Annotated in this window: 16 protein-coding genes and 1 pseudogene; 9 read left to right on the top strand and 8 right to left on the bottom strand. The window is 70.7% G+C overall.

The annotated features are described in order from the left end of the window. Positions 1–9: 9 nt before the first annotated feature. Positions 10–1005, bottom strand: a complete 996-nt coding sequence (locus Sdagh_RS02055; protein ID WP_190077571.1) for an Lrp/AsnC family transcriptional regulator — start codon at positions 1003–1005, stop codon at positions 10–12. A gap of 240 nt (positions 1006–1245) precedes the next feature. Between Sdagh_RS02055 and Sdagh_RS02050 the strand changes: the two genes are divergently transcribed. The 5 genes from Sdagh_RS02050 to Sdagh_RS02030 all read left to right on the top strand — a co-directional run bounded on the left by Sdagh_RS02050 (position 1246) and on the right by Sdagh_RS02030 (position 7191). Then, a complete protein-coding gene (locus Sdagh_RS02050) occupies positions 1246–2889 on the top strand; it encodes a DHA2 family efflux MFS transporter permease subunit (protein ID WP_190077572.1) in 1644 nt (547 codons plus the stop codon). Positions 2890–3058: 169 nt separating this feature from the next. Further along, on the top strand, positions 3059–4393 hold the full coding sequence (locus Sdagh_RS02045) for an aminomethyl transferase family protein (RefSeq protein ID WP_190077573.1): 1335 nt from the start codon (positions 3059–3061) through the stop codon (positions 4391–4393). A 124-nt stretch (positions 4394–4517) separates the two neighbouring features. Continuing rightward, positions 4518–5390 (top strand): methylenetetrahydrofolate reductase, encoded by an 873-nt coding sequence (locus Sdagh_RS02040; protein ID WP_190077574.1) that lies wholly within the window; start codon positions 4518–4520, stop codon positions 5388–5390. A 1-nt stretch (position 5391) separates the two neighbouring features. After that, on the top strand, positions 5392–6297 hold the full coding sequence (purU, locus tag Sdagh_RS02035; protein ID WP_190077575.1) for a formyltetrahydrofolate deformylase: 906 nt from the start codon (positions 5392–5394) through the stop codon (positions 6295–6297). 171 nt (positions 6298–6468) lie between these two features. Then, positions 6469–7191 (top strand): bifunctional 5,10-methylenetetrahydrofolate dehydrogenase/5,10-methenyltetrahydrofolate cyclohydrolase, encoded by a 723-nt coding sequence (locus Sdagh_RS02030; protein WP_229879841.1) that lies wholly within the window; start codon positions 6469–6471, stop codon positions 7189–7191. A 507-nt stretch (positions 7192–7698) separates the two neighbouring features. Here the strand turns inward: Sdagh_RS02030 and Sdagh_RS02025 are convergent. From Sdagh_RS02025 to Sdagh_RS02015, 3 genes and pseudogenes are all read right to left on the bottom strand, one after another. After that, positions 7699–8734: pseudogene (locus tag Sdagh_RS02025) on the bottom strand (IS3 family transposase). Between the two features lie 151 nt (positions 8735–8885). Further along, positions 8886–9191 (bottom strand): hypothetical protein, encoded by a 306-nt coding sequence (locus tag Sdagh_RS02020; protein WP_226534437.1) that lies wholly within the window; start codon positions 9189–9191, stop codon positions 8886–8888. A 39-nt stretch (positions 9192–9230) separates the two neighbouring features. Beyond that, the gene (locus Sdagh_RS02015) at positions 9231–11714 is read right to left on the bottom strand and encodes an alpha-L-arabinofuranosidase family protein (RefSeq protein WP_190077576.1); all 2484 of its coding nucleotides are present in this window, start codon (positions 11712–11714) and stop codon (positions 9231–9233) included. A 178-nt stretch (positions 11715–11892) separates the two neighbouring features. Between Sdagh_RS02015 and Sdagh_RS02010 the strand changes: the two genes are divergently transcribed. Next, positions 11893–12411: a DUF6314 family protein gene (locus Sdagh_RS02010; protein WP_226534435.1), complete on the top strand. Its 519-nt coding sequence runs from the start codon at positions 11893–11895 to the stop codon at positions 12409–12411. On the opposite strand, the gene Sdagh_RS02005 is transcribed toward Sdagh_RS02010, so the two are convergent. From Sdagh_RS02005 to Sdagh_RS01995, 3 genes are all read right to left on the bottom strand, one after another. Beyond that, complete coding sequence (locus Sdagh_RS02005; RefSeq protein WP_190077577.1) at positions 12393–12986, bottom strand: histidine phosphatase family protein; 594 nt, start codon at positions 12984–12986, stop codon at positions 12393–12395. The two genes, Sdagh_RS02010 and Sdagh_RS02005, sit on opposite strands and share 19 nt — an antisense overlap. Before the next feature lie 78 nt (positions 12987–13064). After that, positions 13065–13505, bottom strand: coding sequence for a GNAT family N-acetyltransferase (locus tag Sdagh_RS02000; RefSeq protein WP_189418772.1), 441 nt, complete (start codon positions 13503–13505; stop codon positions 13065–13067). Positions 13506–13570: 65 nt separating this feature from the next. Further along, positions 13571–15028, bottom strand: a complete 1458-nt coding sequence (locus tag Sdagh_RS01995; RefSeq protein ID WP_190009776.1) for an aminotransferase-like domain-containing protein — start codon at positions 15026–15028, stop codon at positions 13571–13573. Between Sdagh_RS01995 and Sdagh_RS01990 the strand changes: the two genes are divergently transcribed. Next, the gene (locus Sdagh_RS01990; RefSeq protein WP_189418767.1) at positions 15027–15944 is read left to right on the top strand and encodes a DMT family transporter; all 918 of its coding nucleotides are present in this window, start codon (positions 15027–15029) and stop codon (positions 15942–15944) included. The genes Sdagh_RS01995 and Sdagh_RS01990 overlap by 2 nt on opposite strands. 98 nt (positions 15945–16042) lie before the next feature. Further along, entirely contained in the window at positions 16043–16237 is a 195-nt protein-coding gene (locus Sdagh_RS01985) for a DUF1918 domain-containing protein (RefSeq protein WP_189418765.1), read from the top strand. A 6-nt stretch (positions 16238–16243) separates the two neighbouring features. Here Sdagh_RS01985 and Sdagh_RS01980 read toward each other — a convergent pair whose 3' ends face one another. Further along, the gene (locus Sdagh_RS01980) at positions 16244–17506 is read right to left on the bottom strand and encodes a glycoside hydrolase family 10-like protein (protein ID WP_189418763.1); all 1263 of its coding nucleotides are present in this window, start codon (positions 17504–17506) and stop codon (positions 16244–16246) included. Positions 17507–17687: 181 nt separating this feature from the next. On the opposite strand from Sdagh_RS01980, the gene Sdagh_RS01975 reads away from it, so the two are divergent. Then, a complete protein-coding gene (locus Sdagh_RS01975; RefSeq protein WP_189418760.1) occupies positions 17688–18560 on the top strand; it encodes a 3-hydroxybutyryl-CoA dehydrogenase in 873 nt (290 codons plus the stop codon). Positions 18561–18585 lie beyond the last annotated feature (25 nt).

Below are 18585 nucleotides of genomic sequence, written 5' to 3'. Positions count from 1 at the left end.
GCACGCTAGCTAGGCGGGTGCAGGGTGGACGAGGCGGCCGTGGGAGATGAGGGAGGCAGCCTGTTTGAGGCGGCGGGTCCGGATGCTGACCTGGTAGGCGTCGATGCCGGGGGTGGCTCCGAGGCGGGTGGTGAGGTAGCGGTACAGGTCTTCGGCGTCGTGGCAGACGACGATGGTCATCATGTTGTGGTTTCCGCTGGTGGCTCCGGTGAAGGCGACCTCGTCGTGTCGGGCGATCTCGTCTCCGGTCTGCTGGAGACGAGTAGGGGCGGTGCGTAGCCAGAGGGTGGCGGTGAGGTGGTAGCCGAGGCGTTCGGGCAGCAGGTCAATGTCGTAGGAGAGAGTGCCGGAGTTTTCCAGGGCCTCCAGGCGGCGGGCGATACGGCCCTTGGACCAGCCGGTGAGTTCGGCGAGCTGTGTATGGGTGGTGCGGCCGTCCTCGGAAAGGCTGTCGAGGAGTGGGGCGTCGTCGGCGGTGGGGGGCAGTAGCGGCCCGGCCGGGGCGGGGCGCGGGCCGCCGGCCAGCAGGTGTTTGTGCTCGGGGGTGAGGTGTCCTCCGTAGCCTGTCCAGCCAGCTGTGTCGGTGCTGCCGAAGGGGTGGATGAGCAGGTCGATGCTCACGTCGAGCACGGCGGCGGACCTTGGCAGTTGTTGGAGGAGCATGTCCTCTCGTGGGGCGTCGAGTGGTGAGCGGATGATGCAGATGATCTCCGAGCCGCCGGAGGCGATGCTGGCGTAGGCGATGTCGGGGCGGCGGGCAAGGGCACCGGCGAGGGGGCCGACGCGGTCGGGCCGGCATCGGATGCGGGCGATCCACTGTGCGTCTCCGTGCACGGCGGGATTTACCAGGCCGACGACACGCATCACGCCGCTGCGGCGCAGGGCGTGGTAGCGGCGGGCGGCGGTCTGCTCCGATACTCCGCTCACTTCGCCGATGAGCCGGAACGGAGCACGCGGCGCGTACTGCACGGCGCGGAGGATTTGCATGTCGACATCGTCTATCACGGTGGAAGTGTGCCACGAGGCAGGTCCTGCGTGTGGATTTCTCTTCAGTATCGGCATGTGCGTCGTTGTTTCTTCCCGTTCTCGCTGATGCTGGGTCGAGGGTTTGTCCGGTGCGGGCACGCCTCCATCGGGCCTGCGTGGGCGTCAGCTCGGTCCGGGCCCTCGGACGAAAACGGCCGCTCGGACGGGGGGATCCCCGCTGGGCATCAATCGCGGCGCGCTGCGCCGCAGGGGAGTTTCGTGAACGACACATCTTCGGCGAGCAGGCCGGCCGACCGGGCGGCAACGCTCGCCATGGCTTGTCTGGGCGTGTTCATTGCCTACTTGCCGGTGACGACTGTCTCGGTGAGCCTGCCTGCCATCCAGGGGGCGCTGGGCGCCTCGACTTCTCAGCTCGCGTGGGTGCAGAGCGCGTTCGTTCTGCCCATGGCGGCGTTCATCCTGTCCGCCGGCGTGTTCGGCGACGTCCATGGGCGCAAGAAGGTGTTCCAGGCGGGCCTGCTGCTCTCCGCCGTGGGCGCCGCTGTCGCGCTGAGCGCCCAGTCGATACAGGTTCTGTGGGTCGGTCAGGCCCTGGCCGGGCTGGGGGCCGCCGCCCTTCTGCCCACGACGCTGTCTCTGATCAGTCACGCGGTGCCCGACCATCGGGAGCGGGGCAAGTTCATCGGTTTGTGGGCCACTTCGCTCCTGACGGCGCTGGCCGTGGGCCCGCTGATCGCCGGTGTCATTCTGGAACACGCCGCCTGGCGGTGGATCTACCTGCTGGTCATTCCCGTTTCGCTGTTCGCGGCGGTCTTCGCGGCCCGGCTGCTGACTGACTCGCGCGCTCCGCACGGGCGACGGCTGGACTGGCCTGGCCAGCTCACCGCCGCGCTGGCGATCACGGCGCTGGTGTACGGGGTGATCGAGGGTGGGGCCGGTTCCTTCACCGATGCCAAGGTCCTGGTGGCGCTGTTCGTCGCGGTAGCCTGCTCGGTCGCCTTCGTCCTGGCCGAGCGGCGCAGCGAGAGCCCGATGTTGAATCTGAAGCTGTTCCGCAGCGCGGCGTTCACGGCCACCACTCTGGTCGCGATGATCACTTTCATGGCACTGATCGGCTTCTTCTTCCTGCTGAGCCTCTATTTCGGGATGGTCCAGCAGCTCGATACCCTCCAGGCCGGTTGGCGCCTGCTGATGGTCACTGCCGCAGCGATCGTGGTCGGCGGTCCTGTCGGGCGTCTCATGCACCGGATCCCCGCAGGAACCCTGATCACGGTCGGGCTGCTCGTCGTCACCGGCTCGCTGGTCTCGCTGACCACCGTCGACGCGGACACGTCGTTCCTCTCCGTCATGTGGCGGCTGGTCGTGTTGGGGGTGGGTATGGGCGGCGTCCTGACGCCCATGACGGCGACCGCCGTCGCATCGGTGCCTCATCATCTGGCCGGTATGGCTGCGGCCGGCAACAACGCATTCCGGCAGGTTGGCGGGGCGCTCGGCCCTGCCGTCATGGGCGCACTTCTCACCTCACGGGCTCTTCACACCTTCCCCGGCCACCTTGCCGACGCCGGAATCGAGGGAGCGGCCCGGCAGAACATCGTGGAGGCCGCCCAGTCAGGTGGGCTGGGCGCGGTCACCCGGATGGATCTGGGCGCGGGCACCGGTCAGGCACTGGGAGCCGTGAGCGATGCCTTCCTCGACGGTCTGCGGCTGTGCCTGATCGTCGCCGCGGCGCTCACTCTGCTGGCCGCCGCGGCAGCCGCGATCCTGCTGCGCCGTCCCCGCAACGCGACCGGCCGGGCCGTGGCCGCCGCGACAACCTCGCGGACAGCCTCCGGTGCCGCATCGGCCGACGTGGACAGTGCTGCGGCACGGATCGGCCGTGCCCATGCGCGGCACCGCACGTGACGAAAACGAAGGACCTGACTTCTCGTCCGTATGCGTGAGACCGGGGCCCGCACGCCGGCGTTGGGCGGGGCCGAGGGGTGGCCGGGCCCGGCCGTACCCGCCGGGCCAAATCAGAACACACACCTGAGCCGCGTCTCGCGGAGACAGTTGAAAGCGAAAGGGACAACTCATGTCAGCACCCAGTCTCCAGGACGGCATCCACCAGGCGGGCTCGCCCGTGAAGCTGCTGTGGAAGCGCGACCCCGATGCCTGGACTCCCGAGGTCATCCAGCCCGAGTACGCGGGCTGGCGGCAGGAACAGGCCGCATGGCACACCGCGGTGTCCCTCTCGGACCTGTCCCACCACATGTCCGACACCCGTATCGAAGGACGTGACGCCACCCGTCTGCTGGCGGCGGTGAGCGCGAACAACTACGAGAAGTTCGCAGTCAGCCAGGCCAAGCAGTTCATACCCGTGGCTCCGGACGGCAACATCGTCACGGATGGGATCCTGATGCGCGACGCAGAGCACACCTACACCCTCAGCGGGGTTCCCGCCGCGCAGAACTGGGTCAAGTACCACGCGCAGAAGGGCGGGTACGACGTCGAGTTCGTCACCGACCCGTCCTCGGCGTTCCGCGGCGAGGCCTGTCCGACGCTCTTCCGCTACCAGGTACAGGGACCGCTGGCGGGCGCTCTCGTCGAAGAGGTCTTCGGCGGACCGATGCCGCCGACCAAGTTCTTCCACTCCTGCGCGGTCTCGCTCGGCGCGATGCACTTCCGTGCCCTGCGACACGGAATGGCCGGCCAGCCCGGCTTCGAATTCGTCGGCCCGTGGGAGCACGCCGCGGCCGTGAAGGAAGCGCTGATGAGCGCGGGCGAGCAGTTCGGCCTCGTGCACGTCGGAGCTCTCGCCTACCCCACCGCCAGCCTGGAAAGCGGCTGGATCGCGACACCGACCCCGGCCATCTACACCGATCCGGCCCTGGCCGACTACCGCGAGTACGTGCCCCTGTACGGGATCGAGGGGCAACAGCCGCTGCACGGGAGTTTCTTCTCCGAGAACATCGAGGACTTCTACTGCTCGCCCTACGAACTGGGCTACGGCAAGGGGGTCTCCTTCAACCACGACTTCATCGGCCGCGAGGCACTGAAGGCGGCCAAGGACAGCGTCCGGCGCACGAAGGTCACCCTCGTCCTCGACCCCGAGGACCTGGCCAAGGCCCTCGGCCGGAACCCGGACTTCGTGCACACCTACGCACGCAACCGGGTGGAAGCAGGTACCGCACTGGCAGGGGTGACCTTCCAGTCGGACTCCCTCGACCGGACCGGCACGGTCCTCTCCCTGGCGCTAATCGACCACGAGCACGCCCAGCCCGGCACCGAAGTGACGGTCGTATGGGGAGAGCATCCGGGACCGGGCACCGACCCCGGCGCCCACCTCGACCTCCCGCGCGTCCGCGCCACCGTCCACCCCGTGCCCTACGACGACCACGCACGCACCCAGTACCGGCGCAACGCCTGACCCACACCTACGCCGGCACTACCCCGCACCCCGCCCGAGGGCGGCGTGCTGGGCCCGGCACCCTGCCACCCTCCTCAGCGGCTACCCCGTGCGCCCCGGAGGAGAACCCGCGAATGAGGACAGCATGGACTCCCTCCCCACCGCGCCCGCTCCGGGCCTCGCCTCCCTTCTGAAGGACTTCTCCCTGGAAATGACGGGCAAGGACGTCCCGAAGCTCGAAGAGGCCCGAACCCACATACCCCCCGGCACCCGGATCAACGTCACCTTCCTCGGCAACGAGGACCTCGGCATGCGGCTCGCCGCGGCCCGCGCCGTCCAGCGACTCGGGTACATCCCCGTCCCTCACATCTCGGCCCGCCGACTGCGCTCGAAAGCAGAACTTGAGGAATTCCTCGCCGCGCTTCGCTCCGAGGGCATCGCCGACAACGTCTTCGTCGTCGGCGGCGACCCCACCACCTCTCACGGCCCCTACGAGGACTCCCTCGCGCTCATCTGGTCCGGGCTCCTACAGGGCTACGGCGCACGGCACGTCGGTATCAGCGGCTACCCCGAAGGCCACCCCACCATCCCCGACCCCGTGCTCTGGACCGCGATCGAGGACAAGACCGCGGTCCTGGCCCAGCAGGGCCTGACCGGCGACATCATCACCCAGTTCGGATTCGACGTCGCCCCGATCCTCACCTGGGCCGAGGAGATACGCAGACGGGGCATCGGCACCCCGGTTCGCATCGGGGTCCCCGGCCCGGCCGGAATCAAGCGGCTCATGACGTACGCCACGCGCTTCGGAGTCGGCACCAGCACATCAATCGCAAAAAAGTACGGGTTCTCCCTCACCAACCTGATGGGAACTGCCGGTCCCGACCGCTTCCTCCGAGCCCTGGCCGACGGCTACGACCCAAAGCGCCACGGCGTCCTCAAGCTGCACTTCTACACCTTCGGCGGGATCAGAGCCACGTCCCAGTGGATCGCCGATTTCTCCGCACGGGAAGGGAACTGACATGACGCTGCCGCAGGAGGCCCCGGTACACGCCACTCCGCGTAAGCCCGCACCGCAGCACGCCTCGCTGATCGTCAAGGGCGCGGACCGAACCGGCATCGTCGCCGCGGTCGGCTCCGTCCTCAGCCATCACGGCGCGAACATCGTCTCCCTCGACCAGTACTCCGACAACCCGCAGGGCGGCGCGTTCTTCCAGCGCACCGTCTTCAGCCTCGGCCACATCAAGGCCGAACTCCCCTCGATCGAGGCAGACCTCACCGGACAACTGGCCAAAGACTTCGGCCTGGAGTTCACACTCCGGGACCTGTCGGTCCCCCAGCGGGTGGCCATCTTCGCCTCCAAATCCGATCACTGCCTGCTCGACCTGCTGTGGCGCCACCGCAACGGCCAGCTCCCCGTCACCATCTCCATGGTGATCTCCAACCACCCCGACACGGCCGAAGAGGTCCGCAGCTTCAACATCCCCTTCTTCCACGTCCCCTCGTCCGGACCGGACAAGTCCGCCGCCGAGGCCGAGCATCTGCGGCTCCTCCAGGGCAATGTCGACTTCATCGTCCTCGCCCGCTACATGCAGATCCTCTCCGGCGACTTCATTGCCCGGACCGGCGTCCCCATCATCAACATCCACCACTCCTTCCTGCCCGCCTTCATCGGAGCCGGCCCCTACGCAAAGGCCAAGGAACGCGGCGTCAAGCTCATCGGCGCGACAGCCCACTACGTCACCGAGGACCTCGACGAAGGCCCGATCATCGAACAGGACGTCGTCCGCGTCACCCACGCCGACACGACCGCCGAACTCCAGCGCCGCGGGGCGGACGTGGAACGAGCCGTCCTCTCCCGCGCGGTGCAATGGCACAGCCAGGACCGCGTCATCCGCAACGGCAACCACACCATCGTCTTCGCCTGACAGGCACCTCACAGGAAGACGGCTCGACCATGACGACCGTCATCGACGGCAAGAAGATCGCACGCGACGTCCTTACCAAAGTCGCCGAGGACGTCGCCTCCCACATCGCCACCGGAAACCCCCCCTCCCGCCCTCGCCACGGTCCTGGTCGGCGACGACCCCGCCAGCACCGTGTACGTTGCCAACAAGCGGCGCTCCGTGCGCGAGGCCGGCATGCGCGACGTACACCGGTCGTTGCCCCAGGGCGCGACGCAGAAGCAGGTCGCCGCATGCATCGACGAGTTGGCCGCCGACCCGCACATCTCCGGAATTCTCCTCCAGCTCCCGCTTCCCGGACAACTGGACGCCGCCTCGCTGATCGACCGCATCCCGGTAGGCAAGGACGTCGACGGCCTGACCACCGCGAGCGCCGGCCTGTTGGCACGCGGCGAATACGGCCTGCGCCCCTGCACCCCCAGCGGTGTGATCGAACTCCTCAACTCCGCAGGCGTTCCCACCAAAGGTGCGCACGCCGTCGTGGTCGGACGGTCCCAGCTCGTTGGCCGCCCCATGGCCCAGCTCCTCCTGCTCCGCGACGCAACCACCACCCTCGCCCACCGCCACACCACCGACCTCACGGCCGTGACAAGGACCGCCGACATCCTCGTGGTCGCCACCGGCATATGCGGCCTGATCGGTCCCGAACACGTCAAACCCGGCGCCACCGTCATCGACGTCGGCATCCACCGGACACCCACCGGCCTCACCGGCGACGTCCGCGCCGGCGAACTCAACAGCATCGCCAGCCTCATCACCCCCGTACCGGGCGGCGTCGGCCCCATGACCATCGCCATGCTCATGGCCAACACCCTCCAAGCAGCCCGGTGGACACACCACCCCGCCCACCCACACTGACACGCGCTGAAGGGACAACAGGTGCCCGCCACCTTCACGGCCGGACAGCGCGCACGGTCTCTTCGAAGGCCGTGGCGCCTGCCCCGCCGTGAAGGTGGCGGGCACCTGTTCGAGCGAACCCGACTATCTGCTCCGAGTGGCCACCGCCGACCGGTGGCGCAGCAGAGCGAAGTCCGGGGACGTGACGGGGACGGCACCGAGGCAGCGCTGTGGCGAAGCTGCCGCAGGCCGCAACGTCGGGGTACAGGACGGAGGGCTCGGGAGGTGTAGTTACCGCTCCCGATCGTGCCCGAGTCGCCGATTCCCAGGGCAGGCGGATGGCGCGCGAGAGGCCTGGGCGGCTCCATCAAGGTGCTGATAGCACCCGGTCAGGCCGTGCAGGACGTCGGACCGCCACACCAGACACTCACGCACAGTGAGCGTCCACAATCACGATCCGCCAACTAACCCTCTCAAGATCCGCCAACATGAGCTGCCCAGAGTTTCGTAGAGTCCAATCTTGATGGTTCAGGCGGACTGCGGGGTTTGCTCCTGGGTCCGCCAGAAGGCTTGTTCGTACTCGGCGGGCGATACGTAGTCGAGTGCGGAGTGGAGACGTTCTTCGTTGTACCAGGTGATCCACTGGAAGATCGCCCGCTCGACCTGGTCGACGTCCTTCCAGGGGCCCTGCATCTCGATGAGCTCGGCCTTGAAGGTGCCGTTAAGGGCCTCGGCCATCGCGTTATCGTACGAGTCAGCGACTGAGCCGACCGATGCGGAGGCGCCGATGCCGGACAGCCGGTCGGTGTATCGAATTGATACGTATTGCGACCCGCGGTCGCTGTGATGAATGAGGCCGGAGTTCTTCTTGATCTTCCGTCTCCACAACGCCATCTCCAGTGCGTCCAGCGGGAGTTCGGTCCGCATGTGGTTCGCGACCTGCCAGCCGACGGTCATCCGTGAGTACACGTCCAGGACGAATGCCACGTATGCCCAGCCGGACCATGTGCGGACGTACGTCATGTCCGCCACCCACAGCTGGTCGGGCCGCAAGGCGGTGAAGTCGCGGTCGACCAGGTCCGGCGGGCGGGGTGCCGACGGCTCCGGAATGGTGGTGCGGCGGCGCCGGCCGCGGATGACGCCCTCCAGGCCCAGCTCGGCTATCAGCCGCTCGACGGTGCAGCGGGCCACCTCGTGGCCCTTGCGCCGAAGGGCGGATCGACCCCGAGACCTCTGTCACGCAGGTGGTCTATCACCTGCTCGGCCTCGTCCGGGGACGGTCGATCTCCTGGGCAAAAAACACGGACGCAGCTTTCAGGATCTCGTTCGCCCGCTTCAACTCGGCATTTTCTCTGCGCAGGTGCTTCAGTTCATCGCGCTCGGCGCTGGTCAGCCGGTCATCGCGTTCGCCGTGATCAGCCTCGGCCTGGCGGACCCAGCCACGCAGGGCTTCCTTGTGGATGCCCAGATCCTTCGCGACGTGCGCGATGGGGCGGCCGGTGGTGCGGACCTCGCGGATTGCGCGCTCCCGGAGTTCATCCGGGTACTTACGTGGTGCAGGCATGTTGCTCGTGGATCTCCTTCGCCAGGATCGTAACCCTGACATCAGGGACTCCACGAATCTCAGTACAGCTCAACAAGCCTTCTCCAGGCATTCCTGACCTGCTTAGTTCAGCTCATGATCCGCCAACTAACATTCGCGGTCACACGGCCCGTCACAGCACCAGCAGCCCCGCGACGAGCAGACCGGGCGCGAGGAGCAGCGCGGTGACGTGCCAGAGCAGGGTGCGCGCCATGCCCAGGACCGCGAACAGGACGGCCCCGCCCAGCAGCCAGGAGAGGAAGATCCGCAGGCCGAGGCCCTGGAGGGCGCTCTCCTCGGCCCGGGTGGCGGGGTCGGTGAACACGCCGATCGCCAGCAGCAGGAGCAGGCATCCCAGCAGGGAGTTCGCCACGCAGACGACGGGCGCCGCCGGACCGTCGGCCCGGCGCGCCCGCCTCCACAGTTCCATGGGACTCATGAGCAGGGGAGCTTAGCTCCCGTGATCATCATTGCGGGGTCAGCGCTGCCTGATCCGCAGGAAGGTGACCGAGTTCGCCGGGAACGTGTACGAGAACGTCGCCGCGACGCCGCTGAAGGTGGACGTGACCGGCGTGACCGGGGTGTCCGTCTCGGTGTTCACCGCGTCCTGGCCGGCGGCGAGCGTGGTGACGCGGGCCCGGGAGGCGACCCGCGCGCCGCCGAGGTCGACGGCGGTGCGGGCGGACGTGTCCTGGGCGTTGACGACCTTGACGATCAGGTCACCGGTGCGCACGTCCTCGGTGACGACCTGCCGGAAGGGCTCGGCCGGCTTGTCGTCGGTGAAGGAGCCCCACTCCTCGCCGTCGAGGTAGAGGGTGACCTGCCGGCCCCGGACCTTGACGTCGATGTCGTAGGCCCGGCCCGTCTCGATGGAGCCGGCCTTGTCGATCAGGGTGGACTTGCCGCCGTCGACGGCCTGCTCGACGGCGGACCGGGTGTTGTTCCAGCCGCCCAGGTTCCACCAGTAGTAGTTCCCGGTGTCCTTGACGCCGAAGGCGACGAGGAAGCCCTCCTTGCCGGCCTTCTTGGTGGCCCTGACGTGCAGGTCGTAGTTCTGCCAGGCGGGGTCGCCCGCGGTGACCAGGGTGTTCTCGGCGGTCTCGTCGGTCTGCGCGTACTGGCCGTCCTGGACGCTCCAGCTGCCGGCGCCGGAGTGCGTCCACCGGGAGGCGTCACCGGAGAAGTCGTCGGCGAACAGGGAGCGGCCGTCGGCCGCGGTCACCCGCACGTCGTCGTAGGCCGCGCTCGTCGCCCAGGTCGACAGGCCGACGGCGCCGGTGATGGGGCCGCTGACGGCGGGCGTGGTGGTGGCCGTGGAGGGGACGACCCGGTCACCGGTGTTGTTCATGAACAGCTTCTGCACCTCGTAGTTGGCCGAGTTCCAGGAGGCGCGGTTGTTGAACCAGATCAGGTCCGGGCGCCACTGGACGTAGTCCTCGTTGGCGAGCAGCGGCGCGTACGAGGCGAGTTTCACGATGTCCGCGTTGCGTTCCAGACCGGTCATGTAGGCGGCCTCGGACAGGGCGTTCCTCCAGGCGTTGCCCTGGGAGGCGTACTCGCCGAGGAAGACCTCGGGGCCCCGGCGGTCGTAGGAGTCGTAGCGGTCGTTGTTCTGGAGGAACCACTCGGGGCTGTTGTAGTAGTGCTCGTCGACCAGGTCGACGCCGCCCTCCCGGTTGAGGCGCCAGGCGGTGTCGAAGGTGGTGCCGGAGTCGTCGGGGCCGGAGTTGGAGACGACGGTGATGTCGGGGTACTCCGCCTCGATCGCGGCGCGGAACTTCGCGAAGCGGGCGTAGAAGGCCTCGGGGAGGTTCTCCTCGTTGCCGACGGCGAGGTGGGTGAGGTGGAAGGGCTCGGGGTGGCCCATCCGCGCGCGGACCTTGCCCCAGGTGGAGCCGGCGGGGCCGTTGGCGAACTCGATGAGGTCCAGGGTGTCCTGGATGTGCCGCTGGAGCAGGGCCTCGTCGTCGGTGGCCCTGTTCTGGCCGCAGCCGGTGACCAGGGCGGGGACGACGGGCAGGGGCATGGCGCCGATGTCCTCGGCGAAGCGGAAGTACTCGTAGTAGCCGAGGCCGTAACTCTGGTTGTATCCCCAGAAGTTGGCGTTGGTGGCGCGGGTCTCCACCGGGCCCACGGTGTCCTTCCACTGGTAGGCGCGCTTGCGCTGGTAGCCGGACGCCTCGCTGTAGTCCTCCATCGAGCCGGTGTTGACCAGGCAGCCGCCGGGGAAGCGGACGAAGCCGGGGTCGAGGGCCGCGATCTTCTCGGCGAGGTCCTTGCGCAGGCCGTTGGGCTGCCCCTTGTAGGTGTCGCGCGGGAAGAGGGACACCATGTCGAGGGCGGCGTCCGCGGTGGTGGCGACGGAGAGGCGACCGCGGTTGCTGGTGCGGGTGGCGGTGAGGGTGGCGGTGTACTTGCGCCAGCCGCCCTCCGCGGTGACCTGGCGGGCACCCGCGAGGGTGCCGGCCGCGTCCTTCAGGCCGATGGTCAGGGTGGTGCCGGCCTCGGCACGGGCCCACACCGAGAAGTCGTACCGCTTGCCCCGCTCGACGCGGATGCCGGTGTTGTAACCGGCGTTGGTGACGGACGAGCCGGCCGCCAGTTTCAGGTAGGTGCGGTTGCGGTCGTCGAGCCGGCCGGCGTCGTCGGCGGCCTCGGCCGTGCCGTCCGCCGTCCAGGAGGTCAGGGGGGTGTAGGCGGCGTTGTCGGCGGTGGAGTACTCGAAGGAGCGGTTCTGAACCAGCTCGGCGTAGAGGCCGCCGTCGGCCGCCCGGTTGATGTCCTCGAAGAAGACGCCGTACATCGTGTCGCCGATCGCGGCACCCGTGGCGTCCGGATCGACGGTGATCGCGTAGTCGGTGACCGCCTCGGCGTGCGCCGGGACCGGGACCAGGGCGGTCGCGGTCAGCAGGGCCGTCGCGGACAGACCGAGTCGGAGACGGGTGCGGTACGTGCGTGACATGGATACTCCGCGGCTCTGTCTGGACCTGTGCCAGACTGTTCGTTCGAAATATCGGACATTGATCAGCACTTCGAACGGAGAAGATAGGGAGGGGGCCGAGGGGCGTCAATGGGTCGCGCAGGATCATCTGAGGCGGCGGGACGGACCAGACGCGAAGACGGACGAGGCGGAGAGACGGATGAGGCGGAGAGACGGACGGATGGACGGGCGCGCGGACGGGTTCTGGCCGGTGCCGGACGTGCTGGCCTATCTCGCCGGGAGCTGGCGGGTGGAGCGGTCGGTACGGGATCTGGCGAGCGGGGACGAGGGCCGGTTCGCGGGGACGACGGTGTTCCGGCCGCCCGCGGAGGGCGCCGGGCTGCTGCACCTGGAGTCGGGCGCGTTCACCTGGCGGGGCGTGACCCGGCCCGCCGAGCGGACGCTGCGCTTCCTGCCGGGCGCGGCGCCGGGCACGGCCGACGTGCGGTTCGCCGACGGCCGCCCCTTCCACGGCCTCGATCTGGCCACGGGCCGGTGCGTCGCCGACCATCCGTGCGCCGCCGACCTCTACCGGGGCGAGTTCACCGTCGCGGGCGCGGACCGCTGGCGGACGGTGTGGCGGGTGGGCGGCCCCGCCAAGGACCTGCTGCTGGCCACGGACTACGTACGGGAGGCGGGCGGGGCCGGGACCGGGTCCGCCTACGGGATCGAGCGCTGAACCGGCGTGCCGTCGAAGCGCAGACGCCACCGCCCCGCCCGGCCGACCACGCCGACCGCCGACAGGGGACGCACGTCGAGCCGCCAGTACGCGGCGGGCGGCGCGTTCAGCGCGTACACCAGGGCCGCCCGGATCACCGAGGGCTCAGCCACCGCGACCACCGCGCCACCGTCCTCCACGGGCCGGGTGTCCAGCCAGCCGCCGACCCGGCCGATGAAGCCGTACAGCGGCTCCCCGCCGTGCGGGGCGGCCAGCGGGTCGGCCAGCCAGGCGGCCACGGCGGCCGGCTCGCGCGCACTCGCCTCGGCCAGGGTCAGCCCGCGCCAGCGGCCCATGTCGCAGTCCCGCAGGGCGAGTTGGACGAGCGGGGCGTAGCCGAGGCCGGTGCCGGTGGCACGGCTGCGGGGGGCCGGTGAGCAGTAGCGCAGCTCCGCCGCCGCGAGCCGCAGCAGACCGGGGGCGGCACGTTCGACCTGTCCCCAGCCGTCCCGGTCCAACGGCCGGTCGTCCTCGAACCGTTCCGCGCGCAGGGGTGCGCTGCGCGCGGCCGCGACGAACGTGACGCGAAGCGACATGGGCCGATGGTGCTGCCGTGGACCAACCCGGTCAAGAGGGGTTACCCGTGGTCACGCGCGGTAGCCGGAGGCGGGGCGTCACGCCCCGGAGGTGAGTGCCATCCACTGCTCCGGGCGCTCCAGCGGCGCGAACCCGAGCCGGGCGTAGACACCGTGCGCGTCGTCCGTGGCGAGCACGGTGCGCCGCAGGCCGAAGGGGCGCAGGTGCTCGCGGACGGCCGCCACCAGCGCCGTCCCGATGCCCTTGCCGCGCACCGACCGGTCGACGTACACATCGCAGAGGTACGCGAAGGTCGCCCGGTCGGTGATCACCCGGGCGTAGGCGACCTGCTCCCCCGGCACCGCCGCGTACACCCCGAAGTTGAGCGAGCCGGCGATCGCCCGGTCCTGCTTCTCGCGGGAACGGCCGACCGCCCAGTAGGCGTCGGTGGACAGCCAGTGGTGCACCCGGCCGGTGTCCAGGCGGGCGGGGTCGGCGGAGATCTCGTAGCCCTCGGGGAGGGCGGGCGTGTCGGTCATGCGGGGAGGCTCGCAGGACGGGGGCGCGGCCGTCGAGCCGTTTTCCGCGCCGCCGGGCCCGCCGCTCAGGGGGCGGCGCGGCCGGCCACCTCGTCCCGCGCCGCCCGCAGGCGTCGTACGCCCTCGCCGATCTCGCCGGTCCCGGCGACCGCGGCGAAGCTCAGCCGCAGATGCCCGGCCGGGGGCTCGGCGCTGAAGTAGGGGCGGCCGGGGGTGACCGCGACCCCCGCGCGCAGGGCGGCGGCGCTGAGCGCGGCCTCCCCGGTGTCCTCGGGCAGCCGCAGCCACAGGTGGTAGCCGCCGGCCGGCACGTGCGGCAGGGCCAGCTCGGGCAGGTGCAGGCGCAGCGCGGCGGTCATCGTCTCCCGGCGGGTGCGCAACTCGGCCGAGATCGTCCGCAGATGGCGGGGCCAGGCGGGCGAGCCGACGAGTTCCAGCGCGGCCTCCTGGAGGGGGCGGGGCACGAAGAAGCTGTCGACCACCTGGATCGCGCGCAGCCGGCTCAGCACCGGCCCCCGGGCGGCCAGCGCGCCGACCCGGAAGCTCGGCGAGGTGGCCTTGGTCAGGGAACTGACGTGGACGACCACGCCGTCCGGGTCGTCGGCGGCCAGCGGCGGCGGCAGCGGCCCGGCGTCCTCGTGCACCAGCCGCCGCACGAAGTCGTCCTCGACGACGAACGCGCCCGCCGCCCGCGCGATCCGCAGCACCTCGGCGCGCCGGGCGGTGGAGAGCACCGCGCCGGTCGGGTTCTGGAACAGCGGCTGGCAGACCAGGACCCGGGCGCCGCTGGCCCGGAAGGCGTCGGCGAGCAGCGCGGGGCGCACCCCGTCGGCGTCCACCGGGACCGGGACGGGCCGCAGCCCCGAGGAGCGGGCGATGGCCAGCATGCCGGGGTAGGTCGGGGACTCGACGAGGACCGGGGCGCCGGGCGGGGCGAGCGCGCGCAGCGCGGTGGTCAGCGCGGACTGGCCGCCGGCGGTGATCAGCACCTCGGCGGCGGTGACGGTGCCGCCGGGTCCGCCGATGCCGCGCGCGAACCACTCGCGCAGTTCCGGCAGCCCCTCCATCGGCGGCCGGCCCCACGCGCCGGGGCGGCGGCCGGCCCGTGCCAGGGCCGCGGCGAGGGCCCGCTCGGGCTGGAGGGAGGGGTGCAGATAGCCGCCGTTGAACTCGGTCACCCCGGGCGGCGGCGCGGCCAGCGACACCAGCACACCCGAGGCGTCGACCGAGCGCGGTACGAGGTCGGTGGCGCCGTCGGCGCTGAGCGCGACCTCCTGCCAGGAGGTGTCCCCGGCCGGGGCGGTGGGGGCGTGCGGCGCGGCGCGGAAGGCCCCGGCGCCGGGCCGGGTGACCACCAGGCCCTCGGCGGCGAGCCGGGCCAGCGCCCGGGAGACGGTCACCGGACTCACCCGGAACCGTTCGACCAGGGCCCGGCTCGACGGCAGCTTTCCACCGGGTGAGTAGCGGTTCAGCTCCCGCCGCAGGAGGTCCGCCAACTCGTCCACGCTGCTACGCTCATGCATGAGAGCACAGAGTAGCGCTACCAGTACGGCACCGATAGCGGTCGACGTCCCCGCGGAGAAGCGGTCCGCGGGCACCCTCCAGGCCGCGCTCGGCGTCGTCGCCTTCTCCCTCACCTTCCCCGCCACCGCCTGGGGCCTGGAGGGCTTCGGCACCTGGTCGCTGGTGGCCGTGCGGAGCGTGCTGGCGGCCGTGATCGCGGGGAGCTGTCTGCTGGCGATGCGGATACCGCCGCCCGAGCGCCGGCACTGGTCCGGCCTCGCGGTCGTCGCCGCGGGCGTGGTCCTGGGCTTCCCGCTGCTCACCACGCTGGCCCTGGAGACCTCCACCACCGCGCACGCCGCCGTCGTGGTCGGCCTGCTGCCGCTGACCACGGCCCTGCTGTCCGCGCTGCGGGTCGGCACCCGCCCCTCGCGCACCTTCTGGATCGCGGCGCTGGCGGGCGCCGCGGCGGTGGTCGCGTTCACCGTGCAGCAGAGCGGCGGGGCGCTGACGGCGGCCGACGCCTGTCTGTTCGCGGCGCTGCTGGTGTGCGCGGCCGGGTACACCGAGGGCGGCCGGCTGGCCCGGGTCATGCCGGGCTGGCACGTGATCGGCTGGGCGCTGGTGCTCTGCCTGCCGCTGACCGTGCCGGCCGCGGCGGTGGCGCTGGCCGTCGAGCCCGTCCGCCTGACCGCGCACGGGGTGGCCGGGCTGCTGTGGGTGGCGGTGGGCTCGCAATTCCTCGGTCTGGTCGTCTGGTACCGGGGCATGGCCGCCATCGGCATCCCCAAGGCCAGCCAGTTGCAGCTGGCGCAGCCGCTGCTGACCCTGGTCTGGTCGGTCCTGCTGCTGGGCGAGCACCTGCCGGTGGCGGCGCCGCTCACGGCCGTCGCGGTGCTGGTGTGCATCGCGGTCACCCAGCGCGCCCGGGGCTGACGGGCCGTCCGGTGCGCGAGGAAAGGCTCCGCCCCCCTGACCGCCGTAGACTCGACACCACGGACCGCTGCTCCCGCGACGGTGAGGAGGCCCCGCCCATGCACGCGACTGTGGGTGACCAGCTTGTCCAGCACGGCCGGGTGGTCGGGCAGCAGGACAGGAAGGCGGAGATCGTCGAGGTGCTGGGCCGGGCGGGCAGCCCCCCGTACCGCGTCCGCTTCGAGGACGGGCACGAGGCCGTGTGCTCACCCGGCCCGGACACCGAGATCCGGCACAAGGAGACCCAGCTCTAGGCCCGCTCAGCGCGGAGGCCGCACCTGCTGCCGGTAGTGGTCGGCGGTCACCCGCGCCATCGCGCCGAGGGGGTTCGCGGCCACGTCCCGCGCGCCGAAGAAGACGTGCCCGCGCACCTCGGGGTGGTCCTGGGCCAGCGTCAGGTGCCGGGACAGCTCGCCCGGCTCCTGCCAGGCGGCCGGCTGCGCCGTGTCACCGGCCTTGTACAGCGCCTCGCCGATGTACAGCTTGGTGCGGCTGTCCCGGGCCGTCGCGGCCCACCAGGGCAGCAGTTCGGCGTAGTCGGCGGCGTCCAGGCCGATGTTCCAGTACAGCTGCGGCGCGATGTAGTCGAGCCAGCCCTCACGGACCCACGTGCGGGTGTCGGCGTACAGGTCGTCGTAGGTCTGGACGCCCGCCCGGGTCTGCGAGCCGCGCGGGTCGGTGCCGGCGTTGCGCCACACCCCGAACGGGCTGATCCCGAACTGCGCGGCCGGCCGGACCCGCCGCACCCGGTCCGCGGTCTCCCGCACCAGCCGGTCGATGTTGTCCCGCCGCCAGTCGGCCCGGCTGCCGAAGCCGCTCCCGAAGGTGTCGTAGGCGCTCGCGTCGTCGAAGCTCTGCCCGGCCACCGGGTACGGGTAGAAGTAGTCGTCGAAGTGGACGCCGTCCACCTCGTAACGGCGCACCGCGTCGAACATCGCGTCCTGCACGAAGGCGCGCACCTCGGGCAGCCCGGGGTTGTAGTAGAGCTTGCCGCCGTACTTCACCACCCAGTCGGGGTGCCTGCGGGCGGGGTGGGAGGCGGCGAGCCGGGAAGGGTCGTCGTGGTTGGCGACCCGGTAGGGGTTGAACCAGGCGTGCAGTTCCAGTCCGCGGGCGTGGGCCTCGGCCACGGCCGTGCCCAGCGGGTCCCAGCCGGGATCGCGGCCCTGGACACCGGTCAGGCACTCCGACCACGGCTCGTACGGCGAGGGCCACAGCGCGTCGGCGGCGGGCCGGGCCTGGAAGAAGACCGTGTTGAGGCGGTACTTCACCGCCGTGTCCAGGTACCTGAGCAGGTCCCCCCGCTGGTCGGCGGCGGACAGCCCCGGCCGGGACGGCCAGTCCCGGTTGGCGACGGTGGCCAGCCACATGCCCCGCATCTCGGTCGTGTCGGCGTTCTTGCCGTCGGCGCCCGCGCCCCTCGTCCCGGCGTCGCGCCGTCCCGGTGCCGAGGAGGCCCGCGGCGCCATGGTGAGGGCGGACACGGCGGCCACCGCGAACGCACGGCGTGACAGCCGGCGCATGGGAAGACTCATAAATGACCCCAAAACGCTCCGGATCCGCTCGGTCACGGATCGTCCCAGGGGCACAGCATGCCCGACCCGGCGGACCGATCGACGGCACGGCGAGGGTAACGTGCACGATCGGAGCAGACGCCGGACCCCCGGCGGGCTGCCGGTGCCGTAGGACAGCGAAAGGGACGATGTGACCGTCTTCTCGGGAGATATCGCGCGCGTCGGCGTGGTCGGCTGCGGTCAGATGGGTGCGGGCATCGCCGAGGTGTGCGCCCGCGCCGGTCTGGAGGTGATGGTCGCCGAGACCACCGGGGAGGCCCTGGAGATAGGGCGTACCCGGCTGTTCAACTCGCTGGCCAAGGCCGCCGAGCGCGGGAAGATCACCGAGGACGAGCGGGCGGCCACGCAGGCGCGGCTCGGGTTCACCACCGACCTCGGCGAGTTCGCCGACCGGGACCTGGTGATCGAGGCCGTGGTGGAGAACGAACAGGTCAAGACGGAGATCTTCCAGGTCCTCGACCAGGTCGTCACCCGCCCGGACGCGATCCTCGCCTCCAACACCTCCTCGATCCCGCTGGTCCGGCTCGCGGTCGCCACCTCGCGGCCCGACCACGTCATCGGCATCCACTTCTTCAACCCCGCCCCGGTGCAGCAGCTGGTCGAGCTGATCCCGGCGCTGACCACCTCCGAGGGGACGCTCAGCCGGGCCCAGCTCTTCACCGAGAAGGTGCTGGGCAAGCACTCGATCCGGGCCCAGGACCGCTCGGGGTTCGTGGTCAACGCGCTGCTGATCCCGTACCTGCTCTCCGCGATCCGGATGTTCGAGTCGGGCATCGCCAGCCGCGAGGACATCGACAACGGCATGGAGCTGGGCTGCGCCCATCCGATGGGCCCGCTGAAGCTGGCCGACCTGATCGGCCTGGACACGGTCGCCTCGGTCGCCTTCTCGATGTACGAGGAGTACAAGGAACCCCTCTACGCCGCTCCCCCGCTGCTCCAGCGCATGGTCGACGCCGGCCGCCTGGGCCGCAAGAGCGGCTCGGGCTTCTACAGCTACGCCTGATCCGGGCGTACGGCGGGGCCACCGG

Origin of the sequence: Streptomyces daghestanicus, assembly GCF_020521275.1 — a bacterium.
Lineage (GTDB): Bacteria > Actinomycetota > Actinomycetes > Streptomycetales > Streptomycetaceae > Streptomyces > Streptomyces griseoviridis.
The sequence above is the reverse complement of the archived record's forward strand: the minus strand, read 5'-3'. Positions and strand labels throughout refer to the sequence as shown.